General features: G+C 62.5%; 19 protein-coding genes. 15 read left to right on the top strand and 4 right to left on the bottom strand.

Annotated elements, in window-relative coordinates:
- Positions 1–147: 147 nt before the first annotated feature.
- Both olsB and ACK59Z_RS03715 read left to right on the top strand, forming a co-directional pair.
- Complete coding sequence (gene olsB / locus ACK59Z_RS03710) at positions 148–903, top strand: L-ornithine N(alpha)-acyltransferase (RefSeq protein ID WP_003255175.1); 756 nt, start codon at positions 148–150, stop codon at positions 901–903.
- A complete protein-coding gene (locus tag ACK59Z_RS03715) occupies positions 903–1,691 on the top strand; it encodes a lysophospholipid acyltransferase family protein (protein WP_108192165.1) in 789 nt (262 codons plus the stop codon). The genes olsB and ACK59Z_RS03715 overlap by 1 nt, the downstream gene beginning before the upstream one ends.
- Positions 1,692–1,803: 112 nt before the next feature.
- On the opposite strand, the gene ACK59Z_RS03720 is transcribed toward ACK59Z_RS03715, so the two are convergent.
- The gene (locus ACK59Z_RS03720) at positions 1,804–2,388 is read right to left on the bottom strand and encodes an ACP phosphodiesterase (RefSeq protein WP_108192166.1); all 585 of its coding nucleotides are present in this window, start codon (positions 2,386–2,388) and stop codon (positions 1,804–1,806) included.
- A gap of 150 nt (positions 2,389–2,538) precedes the next feature.
- Here ACK59Z_RS03720 and ACK59Z_RS03725 point away from each other — a divergent pair, with 150 nt between their 5' ends.
- Positions 2,539–2,841 carry a helix-turn-helix transcriptional regulator gene (locus tag ACK59Z_RS03725; RefSeq protein WP_003255178.1) on the top strand — a complete coding sequence of 101 codons (303 nt, stop codon included), beginning with the start codon at positions 2,539–2,541 and terminating at the stop codon, positions 2,839–2,841.
- A 17-nt stretch (positions 2,842–2,858) separates the two neighbouring features.
- Positions 2,859–3,908, top strand: a complete 1,050-nt coding sequence (locus tag ACK59Z_RS03730) for an alkene reductase (protein WP_108192167.1) — start codon at positions 2,859–2,861, stop codon at positions 3,906–3,908.
- Between the two features lie 95 nt (positions 3,909–4,003).
- Here ACK59Z_RS03730 and ACK59Z_RS03735 read toward each other — a convergent pair whose 3' ends face one another.
- The 3 genes from ACK59Z_RS03735 to ACK59Z_RS03745 form a co-directional block, all read right to left on the bottom strand.
- Complete coding sequence (locus tag ACK59Z_RS03735; RefSeq protein ID WP_003255181.1) at positions 4,004–4,873, bottom strand: hypothetical protein; 870 nt, start codon at positions 4,871–4,873, stop codon at positions 4,004–4,006.
- 73 nt (positions 4,874–4,946) lie between these two features.
- Positions 4,947–5,939, bottom strand: a complete 993-nt coding sequence (locus ACK59Z_RS03740) for an NAD(P)-dependent oxidoreductase (RefSeq protein ID WP_108192168.1) — start codon at positions 5,937–5,939, stop codon at positions 4,947–4,949.
- 49 nt (positions 5,940–5,988) lie between these two features.
- Positions 5,989–6,879 (bottom strand): LysR family transcriptional regulator ArgP, encoded by an 891-nt coding sequence (locus tag ACK59Z_RS03745; RefSeq protein WP_003255184.1) that lies wholly within the window; start codon positions 6,877–6,879, stop codon positions 5,989–5,991.
- 101 nt (positions 6,880–6,980) lie between these two features.
- Between ACK59Z_RS03745 and ACK59Z_RS03750 the strand changes: the two genes are divergently transcribed.
- The 11 genes from ACK59Z_RS03750 to ACK59Z_RS03800 all read left to right on the top strand — a co-directional run bounded on the left by ACK59Z_RS03750 (position 6,981) and on the right by ACK59Z_RS03800 (position 21,409).
- Complete coding sequence (locus ACK59Z_RS03750) at positions 6,981–7,580, top strand: LysE/ArgO family amino acid transporter (protein ID WP_003255185.1); 600 nt, start codon at positions 6,981–6,983, stop codon at positions 7,578–7,580.
- Positions 7,581–7,846: 266 nt separating this feature from the next.
- Positions 7,847–8,443 carry a superoxide dismutase gene (locus tag ACK59Z_RS03755; protein WP_003255187.1) on the top strand — a complete coding sequence of 199 codons (597 nt, stop codon included), beginning with the start codon at positions 7,847–7,849 and terminating at the stop codon, positions 8,441–8,443.
- A 249-nt stretch (positions 8,444–8,692) separates the two neighbouring features.
- The gene (locus tag ACK59Z_RS03760) at positions 8,693–10,744 is read left to right on the top strand and encodes a bifunctional diguanylate cyclase/phosphodiesterase (RefSeq protein ID WP_003255193.1); all 2,052 of its coding nucleotides are present in this window, start codon (positions 8,693–8,695) and stop codon (positions 10,742–10,744) included.
- 160 nt (positions 10,745–10,904) lie between these two features.
- Positions 10,905–12,239 carry an imelysin family protein gene (locus ACK59Z_RS03765; protein ID WP_108192169.1) on the top strand — a complete coding sequence of 445 codons (1,335 nt, stop codon included), beginning with the start codon at positions 10,905–10,907 and terminating at the stop codon, positions 12,237–12,239.
- A 141-nt stretch (positions 12,240–12,380) separates the two neighbouring features.
- Entirely contained in the window at positions 12,381–12,863 is a 483-nt protein-coding gene (locus ACK59Z_RS03770; protein ID WP_003255196.1) for a hypothetical protein, read from the top strand.
- Between the two features lie 13 nt (positions 12,864–12,876).
- Positions 12,877–13,263: a hypothetical protein gene (locus ACK59Z_RS03775; RefSeq protein ID WP_019750542.1), complete on the top strand. Its 387-nt coding sequence runs from the start codon at positions 12,877–12,879 to the stop codon at positions 13,261–13,263.
- A 109-nt stretch (positions 13,264–13,372) separates the two neighbouring features.
- Positions 13,373–14,800 carry a di-heme oxidoredictase family protein gene (locus ACK59Z_RS03780; protein ID WP_108192170.1) on the top strand — a complete coding sequence of 476 codons (1,428 nt, stop codon included), beginning with the start codon at positions 13,373–13,375 and terminating at the stop codon, positions 14,798–14,800.
- 19 nt (positions 14,801–14,819) lie between these two features.
- Positions 14,820–15,884 (top strand): imelysin family protein, encoded by a 1,065-nt coding sequence (locus tag ACK59Z_RS03785; protein WP_108192171.1) that lies wholly within the window; start codon positions 14,820–14,822, stop codon positions 15,882–15,884.
- 2 nt (positions 15,885–15,886) lie between these two features.
- Positions 15,887–16,984, top strand: a complete 1,098-nt coding sequence (locus tag ACK59Z_RS03790; RefSeq protein WP_004574444.1) for a DUF1513 domain-containing protein — start codon at positions 15,887–15,889, stop codon at positions 16,982–16,984.
- Positions 16,985–17,203: 219 nt separating this feature from the next.
- Entirely contained in the window at positions 17,204–18,352 is a 1,149-nt protein-coding gene (locus tag ACK59Z_RS03795) for an efflux RND transporter periplasmic adaptor subunit (protein ID WP_108192172.1), read from the top strand.
- 12 nt (positions 18,353–18,364) lie between these two features.
- Positions 18,365–21,409 (top strand): multidrug efflux RND transporter permease subunit, encoded by a 3,045-nt coding sequence (locus ACK59Z_RS03800; protein WP_108192173.1) that lies wholly within the window; start codon positions 18,365–18,367, stop codon positions 21,407–21,409.
- Positions 21,410–21,491: the final 82 nt, after the last annotated feature.

A 21,491-nucleotide genomic window follows, 5' to 3' on the forward strand; every position in this document is an offset into this window, starting at 1 on the left:
GCTGGAGGGCTTTCAGTTAAGGCTCAGGGTGTGTCACGCAAGCATCACCAAACATTCACAGGGGTGACACTGGGTCTACCTAGGCTGACTTTGCACAACAAAGCCGACCGGCCGCAACCCTTCTTGGCTGGCTTATGGAGACTCGTAATGACTCGGATCGCTACCGCTGGCGACTACAGCACCGAACGCCGTCTGCAAGCCGAACGCCTGGTTGGCGCCGCGGCGCTGCAAGAAGCCCAGGCTCTGCGCTACACCGTATTCAGCGCAGAATTCAAGGCCAAGCTCAAAGGTGCCGAGCAGGGCCTGGACATGGACGACTACGATGTGCACTGCCGCCACATTGGTGTACGCGACCTGAGCACCGGCGAACTGGTTGCCACCACCCGCCTGCTCGATCACCAGGCCGCCAGTAGCCTGGGCCGTTTCTACAGCGAAGAAGAATTCAGCCTGCACGGCCTGTTGCAGTTGCAAGGCCCAATCCTCGAACTGGGCCGTACCTGCGTCGCCCCCGACTACCGCAACGGCGGTACCATCGCCGTGCTCTGGGGCGAACTGGCCGAGGTGCTCAACGAGGGCCGCTACAGCTATCTGATGGGCTGTGCCAGTATCCCCATGCAGGACGGCGGCGTGCAGGCCCATGCAGTGATGCAGCGCCTGCGTGAACGTTACCTGTGCACCGAACACCTGCGTGCCGAGCCGAAGAACCCGCTGCCGAAACTGGCCCTGCCCAATAACGTCATTGCCGAAATGCCACCGCTGCTCAAGGCCTATATGCGCCTGGGCGCGAAGATTTGCGGCGAGCCATGCTGGGACGAAGACTTCCAGGTGGCAGACGTGTTCATCCTGCTCAAACGCGACGAGTTGTGCCCACGCTACGCCCGCCACTTCAAGGCGGCGGTCTGATGCCGAAGTTGCGGGTACTGGCCCGCCTCATCCGACTGCTGCTGGTGCTGGCGCAGGGCATGCTGATGGCCAGCATTATCGCCTTGGGCGAACGCTTGGGCTTCAAGGCGCCGATCGAACGGCGCCAGCGCTGGACCTGCCTGTTCATGAAGCGCCTGGTCGCCGCCCTGCCCTTCGACGTGAAGGTAGTTGGCGAACTTCCACAGCGACCGATGCTGTGGGTCAGCAACCATGTTTCCTGGACCGACATCCCCCTGCTTGGCATGCTCACGCCGCTGTCTTTCCTGTCCAAGGCCGAAGTGCGCCACTGGCCGGTGGCCGGCTGGCTGGCGGAAAAGGCCGGCACGCTGTTCATTCGCCGTGGTGGTGGCGACAGTCAGCGCCTGCGCGAACAGATCGCCGGGCAACTGGGGCTGGCCCGCCCGCTGCTGATATTCCCCGAAGGCACCACTACCAGCGGCCGCTCGTTGCGCACCTTTCATGGCCGCCTGCTGGCAGGTGCCATCGACCGTGGCGTGGCAGTGCAGCCAGTCGCTATCCAGTACCGGCGTGATGGCCAGATCGACCCGGTAGCGCCGTTCATTGGTGAGGACGACCTGGTGTCGCACCTGATGCGCCTGTTCGCCCAGCCGCGGGGCGAGGTGTGCATCCACCTGCTGCAGCCAATAGGTAGCGTGGGCAAGGAACGTGCGGTGCTGGCATTGCAGGCGCAACAGGCGATTCACCTGGCGCTGTTTGGGGTTGAAGACGTGGAGATGGCGCCACGTCGACAGGCGCGGGCTGCCTGAATGCGTGTACTGCCTGTTCTGGCCCTTTCGCGGGTGAACCCGCTCCTACACCGAGCGCATTGCCCGTAGGAGCGGGTTTACCCGCGAAGGGGCCAGTATCACCCACACACCTCTAACTGTCAGACATCCGCCCTACCGCCGCAAACGCCTGCAACTGCGGGTAGAACTCGCGAAAATCCGCCAGCAGCGGCTCATACAGTCGCTCCAGTTCCACCATCACCCCGGCCATCCCCTCAGGCCGTGACAAGCGCCGGGCAATGCCGTTGAACACCTGCTCCAGCGTGTCGAAATCGCCATACGCCCCTAGCCAGTCATCCGCTGCCATGAACGGCGCAATCCGCGCCAGCCGCCCAGGCAGCTCGGGCTCTGCCAGCAATACCCGATAAAACGCGCCAGTGAACTGCTCCAGCGGCTGATCGGCGTAGTTGCCCCAGTGCCGTGCCAGGCAATGGTCGAAAAACACATCCAGGACGATGCCGGCAAAGCGCCGCCGCTCGCGCGGAAAACGTGCCAGAGCCGCCAGCACCAACGGATGCTGGTCAGTGTAACTGTCGATATGCCGGTGCAGCCGGATGGCCGCCTCCAGCGCAGGCGGAAAGCGCCCTTCCAAGGAGCCTTTGACAAAGTCGCCATACAGGCTGCCAAGCAGTTGTTGCGGCGCCGCGCCGCCCAGGTGCAAGTGTGCGAGGTAGTTCATGAGCGCAGTCTAGCATCGCCACCCAGCATATCGTTATAACGCGATATATCGATTCGTGCTCAGCTCAGAACGCCTTCGTATTTGTATATCGGAATTCAGCGAATTATATTTCGGCTTATCGCGATATACCGCTACAACGAGCCTCAAACCATGCCACTCGATCTCGACGAAATCATAAAAGCACTGGCCCACCCGGTCAGGCGAGAAATTCTCAGCTGGCTGAAAGACCCGGCAACCCAGTTTCCGGACCAGTACCACAGCACCGAAAACGGTGTGTGTGCGGGGCAAATCGACCAACGCTGCGGCCTGTCGCAGTCGACCGTCTCTGCCCACCTGGCCACGTTGCAGCGCGCCGGGCTGATCAGCAGCCAGAAGATTGGCCAATGGCACTTCTTCAAACGCGACGAAGCCACCATCCAGGCGTTCCTCGAACAACTACGCCAAGCACTTTGACAAGGCAGGTAACCACAATGACCACGCTTTTCGATCCGATCAAACTGGGCGACCTGCAACTGCCCAACCGTATCATCATGGCCCCGCTCACCCGCTGCCGTGCCGATGAGGGCCGTGTGCCCAATGCGCTGATGGCCGAATACTACGTACAACGTGCCAGCGCCGGGCTGATCCTCAGCGAGGCCACTTCGGTCAGCCCAATGGGCGTCGGCTACCCAGATACCCCTGGCATCTGGAACGATGAACAGGTACGTGGCTGGAACAATGTGACAAAGGCCGTACATGCCGCGGGCGGTCGCATCTTCCTGCAGCTGTGGCACGTGGGTCGTATCTCCCACCCCAGCTATCTGAATGGCGAACTGCCTGTGGCCCCCAGCGCGATCCAGCCCAAGGGCCATGTGAGCCTGGTGCGCCCGCTGAGTGACTACCCTACCCCGCGGGCGCTGGAAACCGAAGAAATCAACGACATCGTCGAGGCCTACCGCAGCGGTGCCGAAAATGCCAAGGCTGCCGGTTTCGATGGTGTGGAGATCCATGGCGCCAACGGTTACCTGCTCGACCAATTCCTGCAAAGCAGCACCAACCAGCGCACCGACCGTTACGGTGGCTCGCTGGAAAACCGCGCGCGCCTGCTGCTGGAGGTGACCGATGCGGCCATTGAAGTGTGGGGCGCGCAGCGCGTAGGTGTGCACCTGGCACCGCGAGCCGACGCCCATGACATGGGCGACGCCGACCGCGCCGAGACCTTCACCTATGTGGCCCGAGAGCTGGGCAAGCGCGGCATCGCCTTCATCTGCTCGCGGGAGCGGGAAGCCGACGACAGCATCGGGCCGCTGATCAAAGAGGCATTCGGTGGCCTGTACATCGTCAACGAGCGGTTCGACAAGGCCAGTGCCAACGCGGCCCTGGCCAGTGGCAAAGCGGATGCCGTGGCGTTTGGTGTGCCATTCATCGCCAACCCCGACCTGCCGGCACGGCTGGCAGCGGATGCGCCGTTGAACGAGGCACATCCCGAAACCTTCTATGGCAAGGGGCCGGTGGGGTACATCGATTACCCGCGGTTGTAATCAAGATTGCCGGGGCGCAGCTCAATCGGCGTACACCGTACATAGTGGGAGCGGCCTTGTGTCGCGATAGGAGGGCAACGCCCTCCCCTGCGGCGTCACGGCCGAGCGTTGATCTGTTGCTGCAGGTTCTGAATCTGGCTCTGCAGCGTATTCAGGTTACGCGTCATCTGCGCACGGAAGGCATCGAACTCCTGCACCGAAGCACCACTGGATGACGCCGCGGCCGGGCGGTTGTCGACCTGGCTCTTCAACACCAGCATGTCCTGCTGCAGGCTCTGAATCTCAGCGCTCGGGTTGCCCTGTTTCTTCAAGGCCGCCACCTCGCTACCCAAACTCTTGAGCTGGCCGTCCAGCTGGCCGCCATCCACCTGTGAGGCTTTCAGCGCGGCAACCTGCTCGCTCAGGCTCTTGAACTGGGCATCCAGCTTGCCACCATCGACCTGGCCCGAACGCAGCGCCGCCAACTCGCCATTCACCAGCTTCAGTTGCGCCTGCAACTGGCTTTGCAGCTCGGTCACAGCCTTCTGCTGTTCTCGGGTATCGGCCAGCACCTGCTCCAGACGCTTGCCCAGGTCGCCGGTCTGCCCGGCAACACCCTGCTGCAACTGGCGCAGCTGTAGCTTCAATGCCTCACTGCTGGTAGTGGCGCCAGACTCACTGGCCGCCACCTTGCCACTGATCGCCTGAAGGCGGCCAGCCGCCTCTTCACTGATGCGGGCAAAGCTTTCCTGGGTCGCCACCAGTTGCTGCTCCATCAGCGAGATCTGCTGAAAGCTCCACCAACCCAGGCCCGCCAACGCGATGAACGCGGCACCGATCAACGCCCACAACGGCGCCGTGCTAGCCCCGCGGGCGGCTTTCTGGCGGCTGCGCATCACATGCGCCGGCATCAGTTCGTCATCATCAACGGTGCCCGCCCGCAAGGCAGGCACGTCATCAAAGTCATCGTGAGCATGGTTACGCATGGATACATTCAACCGCGGTAGTCACAAAGAGGCACGAGTATAAACCGCCAGCGCGGCGCATTGATGACCATTGTCAGCCGGGCGGCAAATGCTTCCACCAGCCGCAGAATTCATCCAGCGCCGTCCACAGGCTGACCTTGGGTTGGTAGTCCAGGTACTGCCGGGCACGGCTGATATCCAGGGTGAAATCACGGCTCATCACCTGCATCCCCAGGCGCGACAAGGTCGGTTGCGGGCGCCCTGGCCATAACATGCAGGCCGCCTCGTTGAGCGCGGCCAGGCTATAGGCAAGGCCATAGGAACGGTAGCGGGTCACCTGGGAAAGCTGCATCTGGCGCATCACGTAGTTGACCACGTCCCACAGCGGCAGTGGCTGGCCGTTGCTTATGTTGTAAGCCTGGCCCAGCGCCCGGTCATCAGCGAACAATGCACTTAGCAGCGCCTCGTTAAGGTTGTGCACACTGGTGAAATCGACCTTGTTCAGGCCGTTGCCGATGATCGCCACACGCCCTTTGCGCTGCATCTGCATCAGCCGCGGGAAGATACTGGCATCGCCCGCACCGGTAACGAAGCGCGGACGCAGCGCCAGCACTTCCAGGCCGAACTCCTGGGCACCGAACACTTTCTGCTCGGCCAGGTACTTGGTTTGCCCATAGTGATCGTGGAAGCGACGCGGTACCTGGTCTTCACGGACGTCCAGACGCGAACGGCCATTGAAGTAAATCGACGGCGAAGACAGATGCACCAGGCGCCGTACGTGCTCTTTCAGGCAGCCCTCGACCACGTTCTCGGTCACCACCACGTTGCCTTGGTAGAAATCCTGATAGCGCCCCCAGTTACCCACCGCGCCAGCGCAATGCACCACGGCTTCGACACCCTGGCACAAACGCCGGGCCAGCTCGGCGTCACCCAGATCACCCGGGATGAACTGTGCGCCACGCTTGACCAGATGCTCGACCCCTTCGGCACGGCGGCCGCTGACGCGCACGTCCAGGCCTTGCTCCAGGGCGAAACGCGCAAAACGCCCGCCAATGAAGCCACTCGCGCCGGTGACCAGAATTCGCATGTAACACTCCGTCTTGCCAGATTTCAGATGCAACTGACGCCAGCCACGGCTACAAGGGCACCAGCCAATGCTGTGCGGTGTGCCGCAGGTGGTCGGTCAGTTGCGCGAGCAATTGCCCGCCATTGCGCCAATGATGCCAGTACAGCGGCACATCGATAGGGGTATCGCGGCAGATTTCCACCAATTGCCCACTGGCCAGTTGCTCCCGGGCCTGCAGTTCGGGCACCAGGCCCCATCCCAACCCGGCCTCGGTCATGCGCAGGAAGCCTTCGGATGAAGGGCACAGGTGGTGCAGGAAACCACCCTCTATGCCCAGCGATGCCAGGTAGCGATGCTGCAGGAAATCGTCCGGGCCGTACACGATCGCTGGCGTACGGGCCAGGCGGCTGGCGACAAAACCTTGGGGGAAGTGCCGCGCCATGAACACGGGACTGGCCAATGCCCGGTAGCGCATGGCCCCCAGTGGCAAACTGCGTGCGCCGGCTACCGGCCGCTCGCTCCCACACAGGCAGGCCGCCACTTCGCCGGCACGCATGCGTTTCAGGCCCACTTCCTGGTCCTCAACCACCAGGTCGGTCAGCACGTTCTGTTGTGCGCAGAAGTTGCCCACCGCGCCGGCCCACCAGGTGGCCAGGCTATCGGCGTTGAGGGCGATACGCAGGCGCTCCGGCATGCCCTCTTCATCCAGCGCCGGTACCTGGCGCTGCAGGTCGCGTTCAAGCAGGCGCACCTGCTGCACATGGTTGAGTAGCTGCCGACCGACTTCGGTCGTGCCGGGCGGCGAGGCACGTACCAACACGGGCTGACCGACCCGCGCCTCAAGCAACTTGATGCGCTGGGAAATGGCCGATTGCGACAAGCCCAGCACCTGCGCCGCACGCTCGAAACCGCCTTGTTCGATCACGGCCGCGAGGGCAGCCAGCAGTTTGTAGTCGAACATCGATTTTCCTAATGGGCGATCAGCTTTATTTGTTTTTCTTATACAGCGCCGAACATCACAATGGCCAGCATCTTCCGTGACCCTTTTTGGAGAGCCCTGCCATGTGGCAAAGCTATCTCAATGGCATGCTGGTGGCCTTCGGCCTGATCATGGCCATCGGCGCCCAGAACGCCTTCGTCCTCGCCCAGAGCCTGCGCCGTGAGCATCACCTGCCGGTGGCAGCGCTGTGCATCGTCTGTGACGCCATCCTCGTGGCCGCCGGGGTATTCGGCCTGGCCACCGTGCTGGCACACAACCCGACCTTGCTGGCAATCGCCCGCTGGGGCGGCGCAGTGTTCCTGATCTGGTACGGCGCCAAGGCGCTGCGCAGTGCCTGCTCCAAGCAGAGCCTGCAGCACCAGCAAGGCCAGGGCGTTCGCTCACGTCGCGCCGTACTGCTCAGCGCCCTGGCGGTGACCCTGCTGAACCCGCACGTGTACCTCGATACGGTGTTGCTGATCGGCTCGCTGGGCGCCCAACAGTCCGCCCCTGGCGCCTACGTGGCCGGTGCGGCCAGCGCTTCGCTGCTGTGGTTCTCGACCCTGGCCATTGGCGCGGCGTGGCTGGCACCGTGGCTGGCGCGGCCGGCGACCTGGCGCATGCTCGACCTGATGGTGGCGGTGATGATGTTCGCGGTGGCGGCGCAATTGATCTTCAACTGACCTCGGGGCGCGGCATATTCATCAACGGCAAGATCGAGCGGCACGCGGTCTTGCAGGCAACACCCGCGCAACGCCGAGCCGCCGGTCGGCACAGACCAACCCCTCCGGAACCTCTATTCCCTATGTTTGTTGCGTGGTTATGCGCCGGGCCCGGTGCTATGATCCAGCCCTTGCGTCGCAAAGAGTACAGACTCGCCGACGCTTATCGGGCCGCCCGTGATCGGCCTTGCGCAAACCGCAAACAGACCTGAATCAGGAGATCCACCATGGCTTTTGAATTGCCGCCGCTGCCGTACGCCCATGATGCCCTGCAGCCGCACATCTCCAAGGAAACCCTGGAGTATCACCACGACAAGCACCACAACACCTATGTCGTGAACCTGAACAACCTGGTCCCAGGCACCGAATTCGAAGGCAAGACCCTGGAAGAGATCGTCAAGAGCTCTTCGGGCGGCATCTTCAACAACGCCGCTCAAGTCTGGAACCACACCTTCTACTGGAACTGCCTGTCGCCAAACGGCGGCGGCCAGCCTACCGGTGCACTGGCTGACGCCATCAACGCCGCTTTCGGTTCCTTCGACAAGTTCAAGGAAGAGTTCACCAAGACTTCGGTTGGCACCTTCGGTTCCGGCTGGGGCTGGCTGGTGAAGAAAGCTGACGGTTCCCTGGCCCTGGCCAGCACCATCGGCGCCGGCTGCCCACTGACCAGCGGCGACACCCCGCTGCTGACCTGCGACGTCTGGGAACACGCCTACTACATCGACTACCGCAACCTGCGTCCGAAGTACGTCGAGGCGTTCTGGAACCTGGTCAACTGGGCCTTCGTTGCCGAGCAGTTCGAAGGCAAGACCTTCAAGGCCTGAGTCATTCGGCCTTGAACGAGAAACCCGGCCATGTGCCGGGTTTTTTTGTGCCTGTGTTGCCGCAAACAGGCTGGCACGGTTTTGCTTGCTCAGCCCGCATAGCGCGCTAACATCAAACCTCTGGAAGATTGATACAGCGCATTCAAGTTGCGGGGTCAGGCAACCGATACACTGCTAACGGTCGGCCGGTAGTGTATCGTCATCGTTGATGGCAAAATGATGCCATGCGCATGGATTAAGGAAACCCCATTGAAGCTGGAATTGCGGAACAGCTTGTCGGTCAAGTTGCTCAGGGTCGTGCTGCTGTCGGCGTTGGCGGTTGGCGTCGTGCTCAGCTGTGCGCAAATCGTCTATGACACCTACAAGACCCGCCAGGCCGTGGACAACGATGCCCAGCGCATCCTCGACATGTTCCGCGATCCCTCGACCCAGGCGGTTTACAGCCTCGACCGTGAAATGGGCATGCAGGTCATGGAAGGCCTGTTCCAGGACGAATCAGTGCGCATGGCCTCCATTGGCCACCCCAACGAAACCATGCTGGCAGAAAAGTCCCGCCCGCTGCAGGACATGTCCATGCGCTGGCTCACCGACCTCATCCTCGGCCAGGAGCGCACCTACACCACGCAACTGGTCGGCCGTGGCCCTTACAGCGAATACTACGGCGACCTCAGCATTACCCTCGATACCTCCTCCTACGGCAAAGATTTCCTGATCAACGCGGTGATCATCTTCATATCCGGCGTGCTGCGGGCCATGGCCATGGGCCTGGTGCTTTACCTGGTCTACCACTGGCTGCTGACCAAACCGCTGTCGAAGATCATCGAGCACCTCACCCAGATCAACCCTGACCGCCCCAGCCAGCACCAGATACCGCTGCTCAAGGGCCACGAGAAAAACGAACTGGGCCTGTGGGTGAACACCGCCAACCAGTTGCTGGCCTCGATCGAGCGCAACACCCATCTGCGCCACGAGGCGGAAAACAGCCTGCAACGCATGGCCCAGTACGACTTCCTTACCGGCCTGCCCAACCGCCAGCAACTGCAGCAGCAACTGGACAAGATCCTCGTCGACGGCGGCCGTCTGCAGCACCGTGTGGCAGTGCTGTGCGTTGGCCTGGACGACTTCAAGGGTATCAACGAACAGTTCAGCTACCAGGTCGGTGACCAGTTGCTGCTGGCCCTGGCCGATCGACTACGCGCCCACAGCGGCCGCCTGGGCGCTCTGGCGCGGCTGGGCGGCGACCAGTTCGCCCTGGTACAGGCCAATATCGAGCAGCCCTACGAGGCTGCCGAACTGGCGCAAAGCATCCTTGATGACCTGGAAGTACCGTTCGACCTCGACCACGAGCAAATCCGCCTGCGCGCGACCATCGGCATCACCCTGTTCCCCGAAGACGGTGACAGCACCGAAAAACTGCTGCAGAAAGCCGAACAGACCATGACCCTGGCCAAGGCCCGCTCGCGCAACCGCTACCAGTTCTATATCGCCAGCGTCGACAGCGAGATGCGTCGCCGTCGCGAACTGGAAAAGGACCTGCGTGAAGCCCTGCCCCGCAACCAGCTTTACCTGGTGTATCAGCCACAGATCAGCTACCGCGACCACCGGGTGGTTGGCGTAGAGGCCCTGCTGCGCTGGCAGCACCCGGAACTGGGCATGGTGCCACCCGACCAGTTCATCCCCCTGGCCGAGCAGAACGGCAGCATCATCAGCATCGGCGAATGGGTGCTTGACCAGGCCTGCCGGCAACTGCGCGAATGGCACGACCAAGGCTTCAGCGACCTGCGCATGGCGGTCAACCTGTCTACCGTGCAACTGCACCACAGCGAGCTGCCACGGGTGGTCAACAACCTGCTGCAAGCCTATCGCCTACCACCGCGCAGCCTGGAACTGGAAGTCACCGAAACCGGCCTGATGGAAGACATCAGCACCGCCGCCCAGCACCTGTTGAGCCTGCGCCGCTCCGGGGCGCTGATTGCCATCGACGACTTCGGCACCGGCTACTCGTCCCTCAGCTACCTGAAGTCGCTGCCACTGGACAAGATCAAGATCGACAAGAGCTTCGTTCAGGACCTGCTCGACGATGATGACGACGCCACCATCGTTCGCGCCATCATCCAGCTGGGCAAGAGCCTGGGGATGCAGGTCATCGCCGAGGGCGTGGAGACTGCCGAGCAGGAAACCTACATCGTTGCCCAGGGTTGCCACGAGGGCCAGGGCTACCACTACAGCAAGCCCCTTTCGGCCCGTGAACTGACCCACTTCCTCAAACAAGCGCAACGCAACCGGGTTTCGGTGTCCTGAGGCCACCTGCCCGGTTACAGGCCGTGCCCCCTGATTTACATGAATTGCGCGCCCGCCCCTTTACAGCAAATGCAAATCTTTCGCATGATGTTGTAGTTTCGCGTGCCACGGCGCACGGTCCACCCCTTTGGTCCAACCACACGATGCAGGAAAACCAATAATGATTCGAATGCCTCTGGCCTCCGCCAGTCTGCTGGCCATTGCCATCGCCCTCGCCGGTTGCGGTGAAGGCAAGGACGAAAAAGCCGCCGCGCCGCAAGCCCAGGCACCTGCTGCCGCCACCACCGCTGTTGCGCCAGGGGCTGTCGACGAAGCCGCCGGCAAAGCCGTGGTCAAGCATTACACCGACATGGTCTACGCCGTGTACAGCGACTCGCTGAGCACTGCCAAGACGCTGCAGAGCGCAGTCGACGCGTTCCTGGCCAAGCCCAACGACGAAACCCTGAAAGCCGCCAAGGAAGCCTGGTTCGCCGCGCGCGTACCGTACCTGCAGAGCGAAACCTTCCGCTTTGGCAACACCATCATCGACGACTGGGAAGGTCAGGTGAACGCCTGGCCCCTGGACGAAGGCCTGATCGACTACGTCGACAAGAGCTACGAGCACGCCTTGGGCAACCCGGGGGCCAGCGCCAACATCATCGCCAACACCGAGATCCAGGTGGGCGAAGAGAAGGTCGACGTCAAGGACATTACCCCCGAAAAACTGGCTAGCCTGAACGAGCTGGCTGGCTCCGAGGCCAACGTTGCCACGGGCTATCACGCCATCGAATTCCTGCTCTGGGGCCAGGACCTGAACGGCACCGGCCCTGGCGCTGGCAACCGCCCGGCATCCGACTACCTGGAAGGCCAGGGCGCTACCGGCGGCCACAACGACCGCCGCCGCGCCTACCTCAAAGCGGTTACCGACCTGCTGGTCACCGACCTCGAAGAGATGGTCGGCAACTGGGCACCGAACGTCGCCGACAACTACCGCGCCAAGCTGGAAGCCGAGCCTGTCAACGACGGCCTGCGCAAGATGCTGTTCGGCATGGGCAGCCTGTCGCTGGGCGAACTGGCTGGCGAGCGCATGAAAGTTTCGCTGGAAGCCAACTCGCCAGAAGACGAGCAAGACTGCTTCAGCGACAATACTCACTATTCGCACTTCTACGACGCCAAGGGCATCCGCAACGTCTACCTGGGCGAGTACACCCGCCCGGACGGCACCAAGCTGACCGGCCCTAGCCTGTCGTCGCTGGTCGCCAAGGTTGACCCGGCCGCCGATGCAGCCCTCAAGGCCGATCTGGAAACCACTGAGGCCAAGCTTCAGGTGATCGTCGACCACGCCCTCAAAGGCGAGCACTACGACCAGCTGATCGCCGCCGACAACGCTGCCGGCAACCAGATCGTGCGTGACGCCATCGCCGCCCTGGTCAAGCAGACCGGCTCGATCGAGCAGGCCGCGGGCAAGCTGGGCATTGCCAACCTGAACCCGGACACTGCGGATCACGAGTTCTGATCCTGCTGTAGCGCTTCATCGAAAACGCCCGGCCTTGTGCCGGGCGTTTTCGTTTGCTGCCGGGTAAAACGCTTCCCGCTGCCTGGCGTGCATGCAGATGCTCATCCTGTAGGCCTTCGATCAAAGCTAACAGGAGGCACAGTGCTGCAGATTCTTGATGTCTGGGGCGAAGGCCGAATCGTCCAGCGCATGAATGGGGAAGACCTCATCACCGGATTCAACGATGCGTACAACCTGAACAAGGCTGGCCAGCTCATCTCCAACGGGCCGTTCGCTGGCGGGCACATTCCCAACCTCATTGTCGTATACGAATACGATGCTCCGGACTTTCCCCTCGACGACCATGCAGTCCCTCACGTGACGCTGATGGGCGCTCCGATCACCCGGCATGTGGCCGAGGAAATGTGCCGGGTAGTTGCCCGCCCCGGCAAGATCTACCTGTACGACCCCAACGAAACCGACCGCCGTATGTTCGAGGCAGTCGCCATTGACCAAGGGATGCAGCTGCTCGGACGCTTTCATCCCGCCGAGCTCGACCCTCCGTTCAACGAAATCACCTTGCTCGCGGCCTATGTCTATCGCGCCCCGACCAGCCCGTTGCCACGCCCGAAAACTGAACATTGAAAGGAAACACTACATGGCCAACGTCACCTACTTGCGCTCCATCGCCAATAACACGCCTTATACCCTGACCCTGATCGACGGTGAAAACCGCAGCAACAGCCTGGCAGTCGGCGCCCAGCACGTCTGGAATGGCTCGCTGGCCATCCCGTGGATCGGCAGATCGACTGAGAACCACAAGGCCTTGCGCCTGATCCTCGGCCCGTCTGCCGACACCAACATCTGGTTATTCCAGGATTACTGGCAACCTGCACACATGGACGCGGTCAAGTGCATTACCGCCTCCTCCATGGAGTACACCAGCGAAGACGTCATCGAAGTCATCGGCGATAATCGCGGTGGCGGCAACAAGAACCTGATCGTCAACCTGGTCAACCGACACTTCATGCTCTATATGGCCTGAGCAACCGCGCTGGCAGCGATTTCATCAAGCAAACGCAAATTGCTCTTATTCAATGATCCTGGGCCTGCTAAGCTGCACGCCGGTTTTTCGCTCACGCCCAGGATTCTCGATGTCCTTGTCGCTGTCCCGACTCCTTCCCTTGCTGCTGGCCTTGGCCTTGGCCGCCTGTGACGACGCCCCGCGTTTCACTCACGCCGAGCCCGGCGAAACGTTGTCGGGTGGCCAGGCGACCGTGCAGCGCAGCGACCGCAATGCCTATTCCCTGCCCTCGGCCAACCTCTCGCCAGCGCTGCGCCTGGACTTCGCCGTTGGCAACAGCTTCTTTCGCAACCCCTGGGTGATCGCGCCGTCAACCACCACCGCGCGTGATGGTCTGGGCCCGCTGTTCAATACCAACGCCTGTCAGAACTGCCACGTGCGCGATGGCCGTGGCCACCCGCCAGAGCCGGGCGACAGCAACGCGGTGGGTATGCTGGTACGCCTGTCGATCCCCGACCAACCCTACCTGGCCAAAGTGATCGAGCGCCTCGGCGTGGTGCCAGAACCTGTCTACGGTACCCAGTTGCAGGACATGGCCATTCCCGGCGTGGCGCCCGAAGGCAAGGTGCGGGTGAGCTACACCCGCGAAACCGTGTCATTCAAGGACGGCCATCAGGTCGAGCTGCGCAAGCCAGCCCTGCAAATCACCCAGCTCGGCTATGGAGTGATGCACCCCGACACGCGCTTTTCTGCGCGGGTGGCACCACCGATGATCGGCCTGGGCCTGCTTGAAGCGATCCCCGAAGCCGACCTGCTGGCCAACGAAGACCCGGACGACCGTAACCGCGATGGCATCCGCGGGCGGGCCAACCGTGTATGGGACGACGCCCAGGGCAAAACAGTGATCGGCCGCTTCGGCTGGAAAGCCGGGCAGCCCAACGTCAACCAGCAGAACGTGCACGCCTTTGCCGGCGATATGGGCCTGACCAGCACCCTGCTGCCCAACGACGATTGCACTCCGGCACAAACCGGCTGCCTGGCTGCGCCCAACGGCGACGGTGCCGATGGCGAGAAAGAAGTCAGCGACAACATCCTGCGCCTGGTCACGTTCTACACCCGCAACCTGGCGGTGCCGGCCCGCCGCGACGTCGGCTCGCCACAGGTACTGGCGGGCAAGAACCTGTTCTACCAGGCGGGTTGCCAAGGTTGCCACACACCGCAGTTCACCACCGCCGCGGACGCCACCGAACCCGCGTTGGCCAACCAGGTCATCCGCCCCTATAGCGACTTGCTGCTGCATGACATGGGCCCGGGGCTGGCCGACGAGCGCACCGAATTCGCCGCCAACGGCCAGGACTGGCGTACGCCGCCACTGTGGGGCATCGGCCTGAGCGAAACGGTCAGTGGCCATAGCCAGTTCCTGCATGACGGCCGCGCCCGCAACCTGCTTGAAGCCGTGCTGTGGCACGGTGGCGAAGCCGAGGCGGCACGCAATTTCGTACTCACTTTCGATGCCGAGCAGCGCGCCGCGTTGCTGGCGTTCCTGAACTCACTTTAAACGCGCAAAGGAGCCGGGCATGTTCCGACCCAAACTGTTGTTCACCAGCCTCGCCGCACTCGCCCTCGGTGCCTGCTCGCCACAAGACCCGCAAGCAGTGACCTCCGCCGCCATCGCCAACCAGGTGATCCTGCCTACCTACAGCCGCTGGGTCGAGGCCGATCGTACGCTGGCTGCCAGTGCCCTGGCGTATTGCGAAGGCAAGGAAAGCCTGGACAAAGCCCGCGCCGACTTCCTCAATGCACAAAAAGCCTGGGCCGAGCTGCAACCGCTACTGGTCGGCCCGCTGGCTGAAGGCAACCGCGCCTGGCAGGTCCAATTCTGGCCTGACAAGAAAAACCTGGTCGGCCGTCAGGTCGAGCAGCTGGTCAACGGCGACAAGCCGGTTGATGCTGAGGCTTTGGGCAAGTCCAGCGTAGTGGTACGTGGCTTGTCGGCCTATGAGTACATCCTGTTCGACAGCAAGCCGGACATCGCCACTGCCGAACAGAAAGCCCGCTACTGCCCGCTGCTGGTGGCCATCGGCGCACACCAGAAAGCCCTGGCAGAGGAGATTCTCAAAGGTTGGAACAGCACCGACGGCATGCTCTCGCAGTTGACCAAGTTCCCCAACCAGCGCTACGCCGACTCCCACGAGGCTATCGCCGATCTGCTGCGCGCCCAGGTGACCGCCCTGGACACCCTGAAGAAAAAGCTCGGCGCACCGATGGGCCGTCAGAGCAAGGGCATCCCGCAGCCGCTGCAGGCCGAGGCCTGGCGCAGCCACAACTCGATGAACAGCCTGCAGGCCAGCCTCAAGGCCGCCGAAGCTGTCTGGGTCGGGGTAGACAACAAGGGCCTGCGCGGCCTGTTGCCCAGCGATCAGAAAGCGCTGGTGGACAAGATCGACGCCGCCTACGCTAATTCGCTCAAGTTGCTTGCCGACAACCAGAAAACGCTCGGTGAGCTGCTGGCCGACGACGCCGGTCAGCAAACCCTCAACCAGATCTACGACAGCTTGAACGTCGTCCACCGCCTGCACGAAGGCGATCTGGCCAAGGCGCTGAACATCCAGCTGGGCTTCAATGCCAACGACGGTGACTGATCATGCTGCGACGCCAGGCACTCAAACTCGGTAGCGTATTGCTCAGTGCCCTCACCTTGGGCGGCTGGAGCCTGTTCCGCAACAAAGGCAGCGAACCCTTGCTGCTCTCGGCGCGTGACAACGGCAACGGCCAGCACTTTGCCGTAGGTTTTCGCCTGGACGGCACACAGGTGTTCAGCACCCAGGTCGCTCAGCGTTGCCATGCCATCATCCACCACCCCGAGCTGCCCATCGCCCTGTTCGTCGCCCGCCGCCCAGGCACCGAAAGCTACCTGATCGACCTGCGTGACGGGCGCCTGCTGCAAACAGTAACCTCGCAGCCGAACCGGCACTTCTATGGCCACGCCGTCGTGCACAAAGGCGGCGAATGGCTGTATGCCACCGAGAACGACACCACCGACCCCGGGCGCGGTGTGCTTGGCGTGTACCGTTTCGAAGGCGAACGCCTGGTGCACACCGGTGAGATCCCGACCCACGGTATCGGCCCGCACGAGGTTGCCTGGCTGCCTGACGGTGAAACGCTGGTCGTGGCCAACGGCGGTATCCGTACCGAAGCCGAAAGCCGTGTCGAGATGAACCTCGACGCCATGCAACCGAGCCTGGTGCTGATGCAGCGCGACGGCACCCTGCTGAGCAAGGAAACCCTGACCCAGCAGATGAACAGCGTGCGACACCTGGCAGTGGCCAGCGATGGCACCATCGCCGCCTGCCAGCAGTTCATGGGCGATGCCGATGAAACTGCCGAGCTGCTGGCGATCAAGCGCCCGGGCGAGCCATTCAAGGCCTTCCCGGTGCCAGAGCGGCAACTGCAAGCCATGGCCCAATACACCGCAAGCGTTGCCATCCACAGCGAGCTGCGGCTGGTGGCGCTGACGGCACCGCGGGCCAACCGCCTGTTCGTCTGGGACCTGGACAGCGGCGCGGTGCGGCTGGATGCCCCGATGCCCGACTGCGCAGGCGTTGGCGCGGTGAAGGACGGCTTTGTCGTCACCTCCGGGCAGGGCCGCTGCCGGTTCTACGATTGCCGCAAGGCCGAACTGGTCGGGCAACCGATGAACCTGCCGTCCGGCTTCTGGGACAACCACCTGCATCTCGTCTGATTGTTCTGTTGCACTCACTGGCCTTCACGCAGCTAAAGCCGATCCCACAGGGTTCTACACAGTCCCTGTAGGAGCGGCTTTAGCCGCGAAGAGGCCGGCACAGGCATTTCACCCCCCCATCTCCGGAAAAACAGTCAATACTTCCTCCATCCACACGTGGGCAGGATCGCCCGTTGTCGTGTAGAAGCGAATAACAACTGCATCCAAGGAACCGGACCTATGCTGCGCCGCCGCATGCTCATCATGTTGGCCGTGGTTCTGCTGATCGTGCTGGCCCTGGGGGGTTACAAAGCCTTCTCGATCTACCAGCAGATCCAGATGTTCACTGCCCCCAAGCCCCCTATCACCGTGGCGGCTGCCATGGCTGAACAGCGCCCGTGGCAAGAGCGCCTGCCCGCTGTCGGCAGCCTCAAGGCGCTGCAGGGTGTGGATCTGAGCCTGGAGGTGGAAGGCATCGTCAAATCCCTGCACTTCGACTCAGGCCAGCAGGTCAAGGCCGGGCAACTGCTCTTGCAGCTCAACGACGATCAGGAAACAGCCCTGCTCGGTACCGCCCTGGCCGACCTGGGCCTGGCCAAGGTCGACTTCGGCCGTGGCAGCCAGCTGGTGGGCGATTCGGCCATCTCCCGCGGCGAGTTCGACCGCCTTTCCTCCCAGTACCGGCGCAACCAGGCAGTGGTCGAGCAGCTTAAGGCGCAGAAGATCAAGAAACGCATCAATGCGCCTTTCAGCGGCACCATCGGCATCCGCCAGGTGGACATCGGCCAGTACCTGGCCGCCGGGGCTGTGATCGCCACCCTGCAAGACACGTCCAGCCTGTACGTAGACTTCAACGTGCCGGAACAGGTCCTGCCACGCCTGAGCCTGGGCCAGCAGGTGCTGGTGCAAGTGGCCGCCTACCCCGGCCAGCGCTTCCCCGCCAGCCTTAGCGCCATCAACCCCAAGGTCGAGGAAACCACGCGCAACCTGCTGGTACGTGCCACCATGGCCAACCCCGACGGCAAACTGCTGCCAGGCATGTTCGCCAGCCTGTTGATCCTGCTGCCCAACCCGCAGCCACAAGTGGTGGTGCCGGAAAGCGCCATTACCTACACCCTGTATGGCAACTCGGTGTATATCGCCTCACCGAAAAAGGACAAGGACGGCAAGCCGGAGTACGACGACAAGGGCCAACCCCAGCTGGTCGCCGAACAGCGCACGGTAAAGACTGGCGAGCGCCGAGACGGCGTGGTTGTAGTCAGCGAAGGCCTGCAGGCCGGGGAACAGGTGGTCACCGCCGGGCAGCTGAAACTCACACCCGGTGCCGCGATACGCATTGGCCAGGACAACGCCCTCAAGCCCGAACCGGGCGCGGCGGCCAAGGACTGACAGGAGGCTGGCATGGCGTTCACCGACCCGTTCATCCGCCGCCCGGTGCTGGCCAGCGTGGTCAGCCTGCTGATTCTGCTGCTCGGCTTCCAAGCCTGGAACAAGCTGCAGATCCGCCAGTACCCGCAAATGGAAAACGCCCTGATCACGGTCACCACCGCCTACCCCGGGGCCAACGCCGAAACCATTCAGGGCTATATCACCCAGCCATTGCAGCAAAGCCTGGCCAGCGCCGAAGGGATTGACTACATGACCTCGGTGAGCCGGCAGAACTTCTCGATCATTTCCATTTACGCGCGCGTTGGCGCCGACAGCGACCGGCTGTTCACCGAACTGCTGGCCAAGGCCAATGAGGTGCGTAACAAGCTTCCCCAGGACTCAGAAGACCCGGTACTGAGCAAGGAAGCTGCCGACGCCTCGGCGCTGATGTACGTCAGCTTCTACAGCAAGGAAATGAGCAACCCGCAGATCACCGACTACCTGTCACGTGTTATCCAGCCCAAGCTGGCCACTTTGCCGGGCATGGCCGAGGCGGAGATCCTCGGCAACCAGGTGTTCGCCATGCGCCTTTGGCTGGACCCGGTGAAGCTGGCCGGCTTCGGCCTTTCGGCTACCGATGTGACCAATGCCGTACGCCGCTACAACTTCCTTTCCGCCGCTGGCGAGGTGAAGGGCGAATACGTGGTCACCAGCGTCAACGCCAGCACCGAGCTGAAGTCGGCCGAGGCGTTCGCCGCCCTGCCGCTCAAGACCAGCGGTGACAGCCGCGTGCTGCTGGGGGATGTGGCGCGGGTCGAGATGGGCGCAGAAAACTACGACACGGTCAGCTCGTTCGACGGCACCCCGTCGGTCTATATCGGCATCAAGGCCACCCCGGCCGCCAACCCACTGGATGTCATCAAGGAAGTGCGGCGCATCATGCCTGAGCTGGAAAGCCAGCTGCCCTCGGCATTGAAAGTGTCGATTGCCTACGACGCCACGCGGTTCATCCAGGCCTCGATCGACGAAGTGATCAAGACCTTGGGCGAAGCGGTGCTGATCGTCATCGTCGTGGTGTTCCTGTTCCTTGGTGCCCTGCGCTCGGTACTGATTCCGGTGGTGACCATACCGCTGTCGATGATCGGTGTACTGTTCTTCATGCAGATGATGGGCTACTCGCTCAACCTGCTGACCCTGCTCGCCATGGTGCTGGCCATCGGCCTGGTGGTGGACGATGCCATTGTGGTGGTGGAAAACATTCACCGGCACATGGAAGAAGGCAAGTCGCCGTTCGACGCAGCCCTGGAAGGCGCGCGCGAAATTGCCATGCCAGTGGTGTCCATGACCATCACCCTTGCTGCCGTGTATGCACCGATCGGCTTCCTCACCGGGCTCACCGGCGCGCTGTTCAAGGAGTTTGCCCTGACGCTGGCCGGGGCGGTGGTCATTTCCGGTATCGTTGCCCTGACGCTGTCACCAATGATGTGCGCCCTGCTGCTGCGCCGGGAGCAGAACCCGAGCGGCCTGGCCCACCGCCTCGACCAGCTGTTCGAACGCCTGAAAGGGCGCTACCAGCGCGTGCTGCACGCCACCCTCGACAGCCGGCCGGTGGTGCTGGTGTTTGCCGTGATCATCCTGTGCCTGATCCCGGTGCTGCTCAAATTCACCCAGAACGAACTGGCGCCCAACGAGGACCAGGGGGTGATTTTCATGATGAGCAGCTCGCCTCAACCGGCCAACCTCGACTACCTCAACGCCTACACCGACCAGTTCACACCGCTGTTCAAGGCCTTCCCCGAGTATTACTCGTCGTTTCAGATCAACGGCTTCAACGGCGTGCAGACTGGTATCGGTGGTTTTTTGCTCAAGCCCTGGAACGAGCGCGAACGCACACAGATGGAGCTACTGCCGCTGGTGCAGGCCAAACTCATGGAAATCAGCGGGCTGCAGATCTTCGGCTTCAACCTGCCGTCGTTGCCCGGCACTGGCGAGGGCTTGCCATTCCAGTTTGTGATCAATACCGCTGGCGACTACCCGGCACTGCTGGACGTGGCCCAGCGCATCAAGACGCGCGCTCAGGCATCGGGCAAGTTCGCCTTCCTCGATATCGATCTTGCCTTCGACAAACCCGAAGTGGTGGTGGACATCGACCGGGCAAAGGCGGCGCAGATGGGGGTGTCGATGGACACCCTCGGCGGCACCCTGGCGACACTGCTGGGCGAGGCGGAAATCAACCGTTTCACCCTTGAAGGCCGCAGTTACAAGGTGATCGCCCAGGTTGAACGGCCTTACCGCGACAACCCCGGCTGGCTGAACAACTACTACGTGAAGAACGACCAGGGCCAGTTGCTGCCGCTGTCGACCCTGATCACCCTCACCGACCGCGCTCGCCCACGCCAGCTCAACCAGTTTCAGCAACTGAACGCTGCGATCATCCAGGGCGTGCCCATGGTCAGCCTGGGCGAAGCGCTGAAGACCGTGCAGGACATCGCTCGCGAAGAGGCCCCGGAAGGCTTTGCCTTCGACTACGCCGGCGCGGCCCGCCAGTATGTGCAGGAAGGCAGCGCATTGTGGGTCACCTTCGGCCTGGCGCTGGCGATCATTTTCCTCGTGCTGGCTGCACAGTTCGAAAGCTTCCGCGACCCGTTGGTGATTCTGGTGACCGTGCCGTTGTCGATCTGTGGCGCGCTTTTGCCGCTGTTCCTGGGTGTGTCGAGCATGAATATCTACACCCAGGTCGGGCTGGTGACATTGATCGGGCTTATCAGCAAGCACGGAATCCTGATCGTCGAGTTCGCCAATCAGCTACGCGATGAGCGTGGCCTGAGTGTGCGCGAAGCGATCGAGGAAGCAGCGGCCATTCGCCTGCGGCCGGTGCTGATGACCACTGCGGCTATGGTGTTCGGCATGGTGCCGCTGATTCTGGCAACCGGGGCGGGAGCGGTCAGCCGATTTGACATCGGTATGGTGATTGCCACCGGGATGTCGATTGGCACGCTGTTTACCTTGTTTGTGTTGCCGTGCGTCTACACCCTGCTGGCGCACAAGGCGAGCGCCAATGCACCTGCAATCGCTTGAACCGACCTGTGGGAGCGGGCTTGCCCGCGAAGAGGCCGGCAACGCAGACGCAAAAAGCCAAAGGCCCCGCAATCGCGAGGCC

Origin of the sequence: Pseudomonas sp. KCJK9058 (assembly GCF_046230975.1) — a bacterium.
GTDB classification, from domain to species: Bacteria; Pseudomonadota; Gammaproteobacteria; order Pseudomonadales; family Pseudomonadaceae; genus Aquipseudomonas; species Aquipseudomonas alloputida.

What these genes read in the sequence shown, in the direction of transcription:
- olsB (WP_003255175.1), top strand. Translation starts at nt 148, where the DNA reads ATGACTCGGATCGCTACCGCTGGCGACTACAGCACCGAACGCCGTCTG.
- ACK59Z_RS03715 (WP_108192165.1), top strand. Translation starts at nt 903, where the DNA reads ATGCCGAAGTTGCGGGTACTGGCCCGCCTCATCCGACTGCTGCTGGTG.
- ACK59Z_RS03720 (WP_108192166.1), bottom strand. Translation starts at nt 2,388, where the DNA reads ATGAACTACCTCGCACACTTGCACCTGGGCGGCGCGGCGCCGCAACAA.
- ACK59Z_RS03725 (WP_003255178.1), top strand. Translation starts at nt 2,539, where the DNA reads ATGCCACTCGATCTCGACGAAATCATAAAAGCACTGGCCCACCCGGTC.
- ACK59Z_RS03730 (WP_108192167.1), top strand. Translation starts at nt 2,859, where the DNA reads ATGACCACGCTTTTCGATCCGATCAAACTGGGCGACCTGCAACTGCCC.
- ACK59Z_RS03735 (WP_003255181.1), bottom strand. Translation starts at nt 4,873, where the DNA reads ATGCGTAACCATGCTCACGATGACTTTGATGACGTGCCTGCCTTGCGG.
- ACK59Z_RS03740 (WP_108192168.1), bottom strand. Translation starts at nt 5,939, where the DNA reads ATGCGAATTCTGGTCACCGGCGCGAGTGGCTTCATTGGCGGGCGTTTT.
- ACK59Z_RS03745 (WP_003255184.1), bottom strand. Translation starts at nt 6,879, where the DNA reads ATGTTCGACTACAAACTGCTGGCTGCCCTCGCGGCCGTGATCGAACAA.
- ACK59Z_RS03750 (WP_003255185.1), top strand. Translation starts at nt 6,981, where the DNA reads ATGTGGCAAAGCTATCTCAATGGCATGCTGGTGGCCTTCGGCCTGATC.
- ACK59Z_RS03755 (WP_003255187.1), top strand. Translation starts at nt 7,847, where the DNA reads ATGGCTTTTGAATTGCCGCCGCTGCCGTACGCCCATGATGCCCTGCAG.
- ACK59Z_RS03765 (WP_108192169.1), top strand. Translation starts at nt 10,905, where the DNA reads ATGATTCGAATGCCTCTGGCCTCCGCCAGTCTGCTGGCCATTGCCATC.
- ACK59Z_RS03775 (WP_019750542.1), top strand. Translation starts at nt 12,877, where the DNA reads ATGGCCAACGTCACCTACTTGCGCTCCATCGCCAATAACACGCCTTAT.
- ACK59Z_RS03780 (WP_108192170.1), top strand. Translation starts at nt 13,373, where the DNA reads ATGTCCTTGTCGCTGTCCCGACTCCTTCCCTTGCTGCTGGCCTTGGCC.
- ACK59Z_RS03785 (WP_108192171.1), top strand. Translation starts at nt 14,820, where the DNA reads ATGTTCCGACCCAAACTGTTGTTCACCAGCCTCGCCGCACTCGCCCTC.
- ACK59Z_RS03790 (WP_004574444.1), top strand. Translation starts at nt 15,887, where the DNA reads ATGCTGCGACGCCAGGCACTCAAACTCGGTAGCGTATTGCTCAGTGCC.
- ACK59Z_RS03795 (WP_108192172.1), top strand. Translation starts at nt 17,204, where the DNA reads ATGCTGCGCCGCCGCATGCTCATCATGTTGGCCGTGGTTCTGCTGATC.
- ACK59Z_RS03800 (WP_108192173.1), top strand. Translation starts at nt 18,365, where the DNA reads ATGGCGTTCACCGACCCGTTCATCCGCCGCCCGGTGCTGGCCAGCGTG.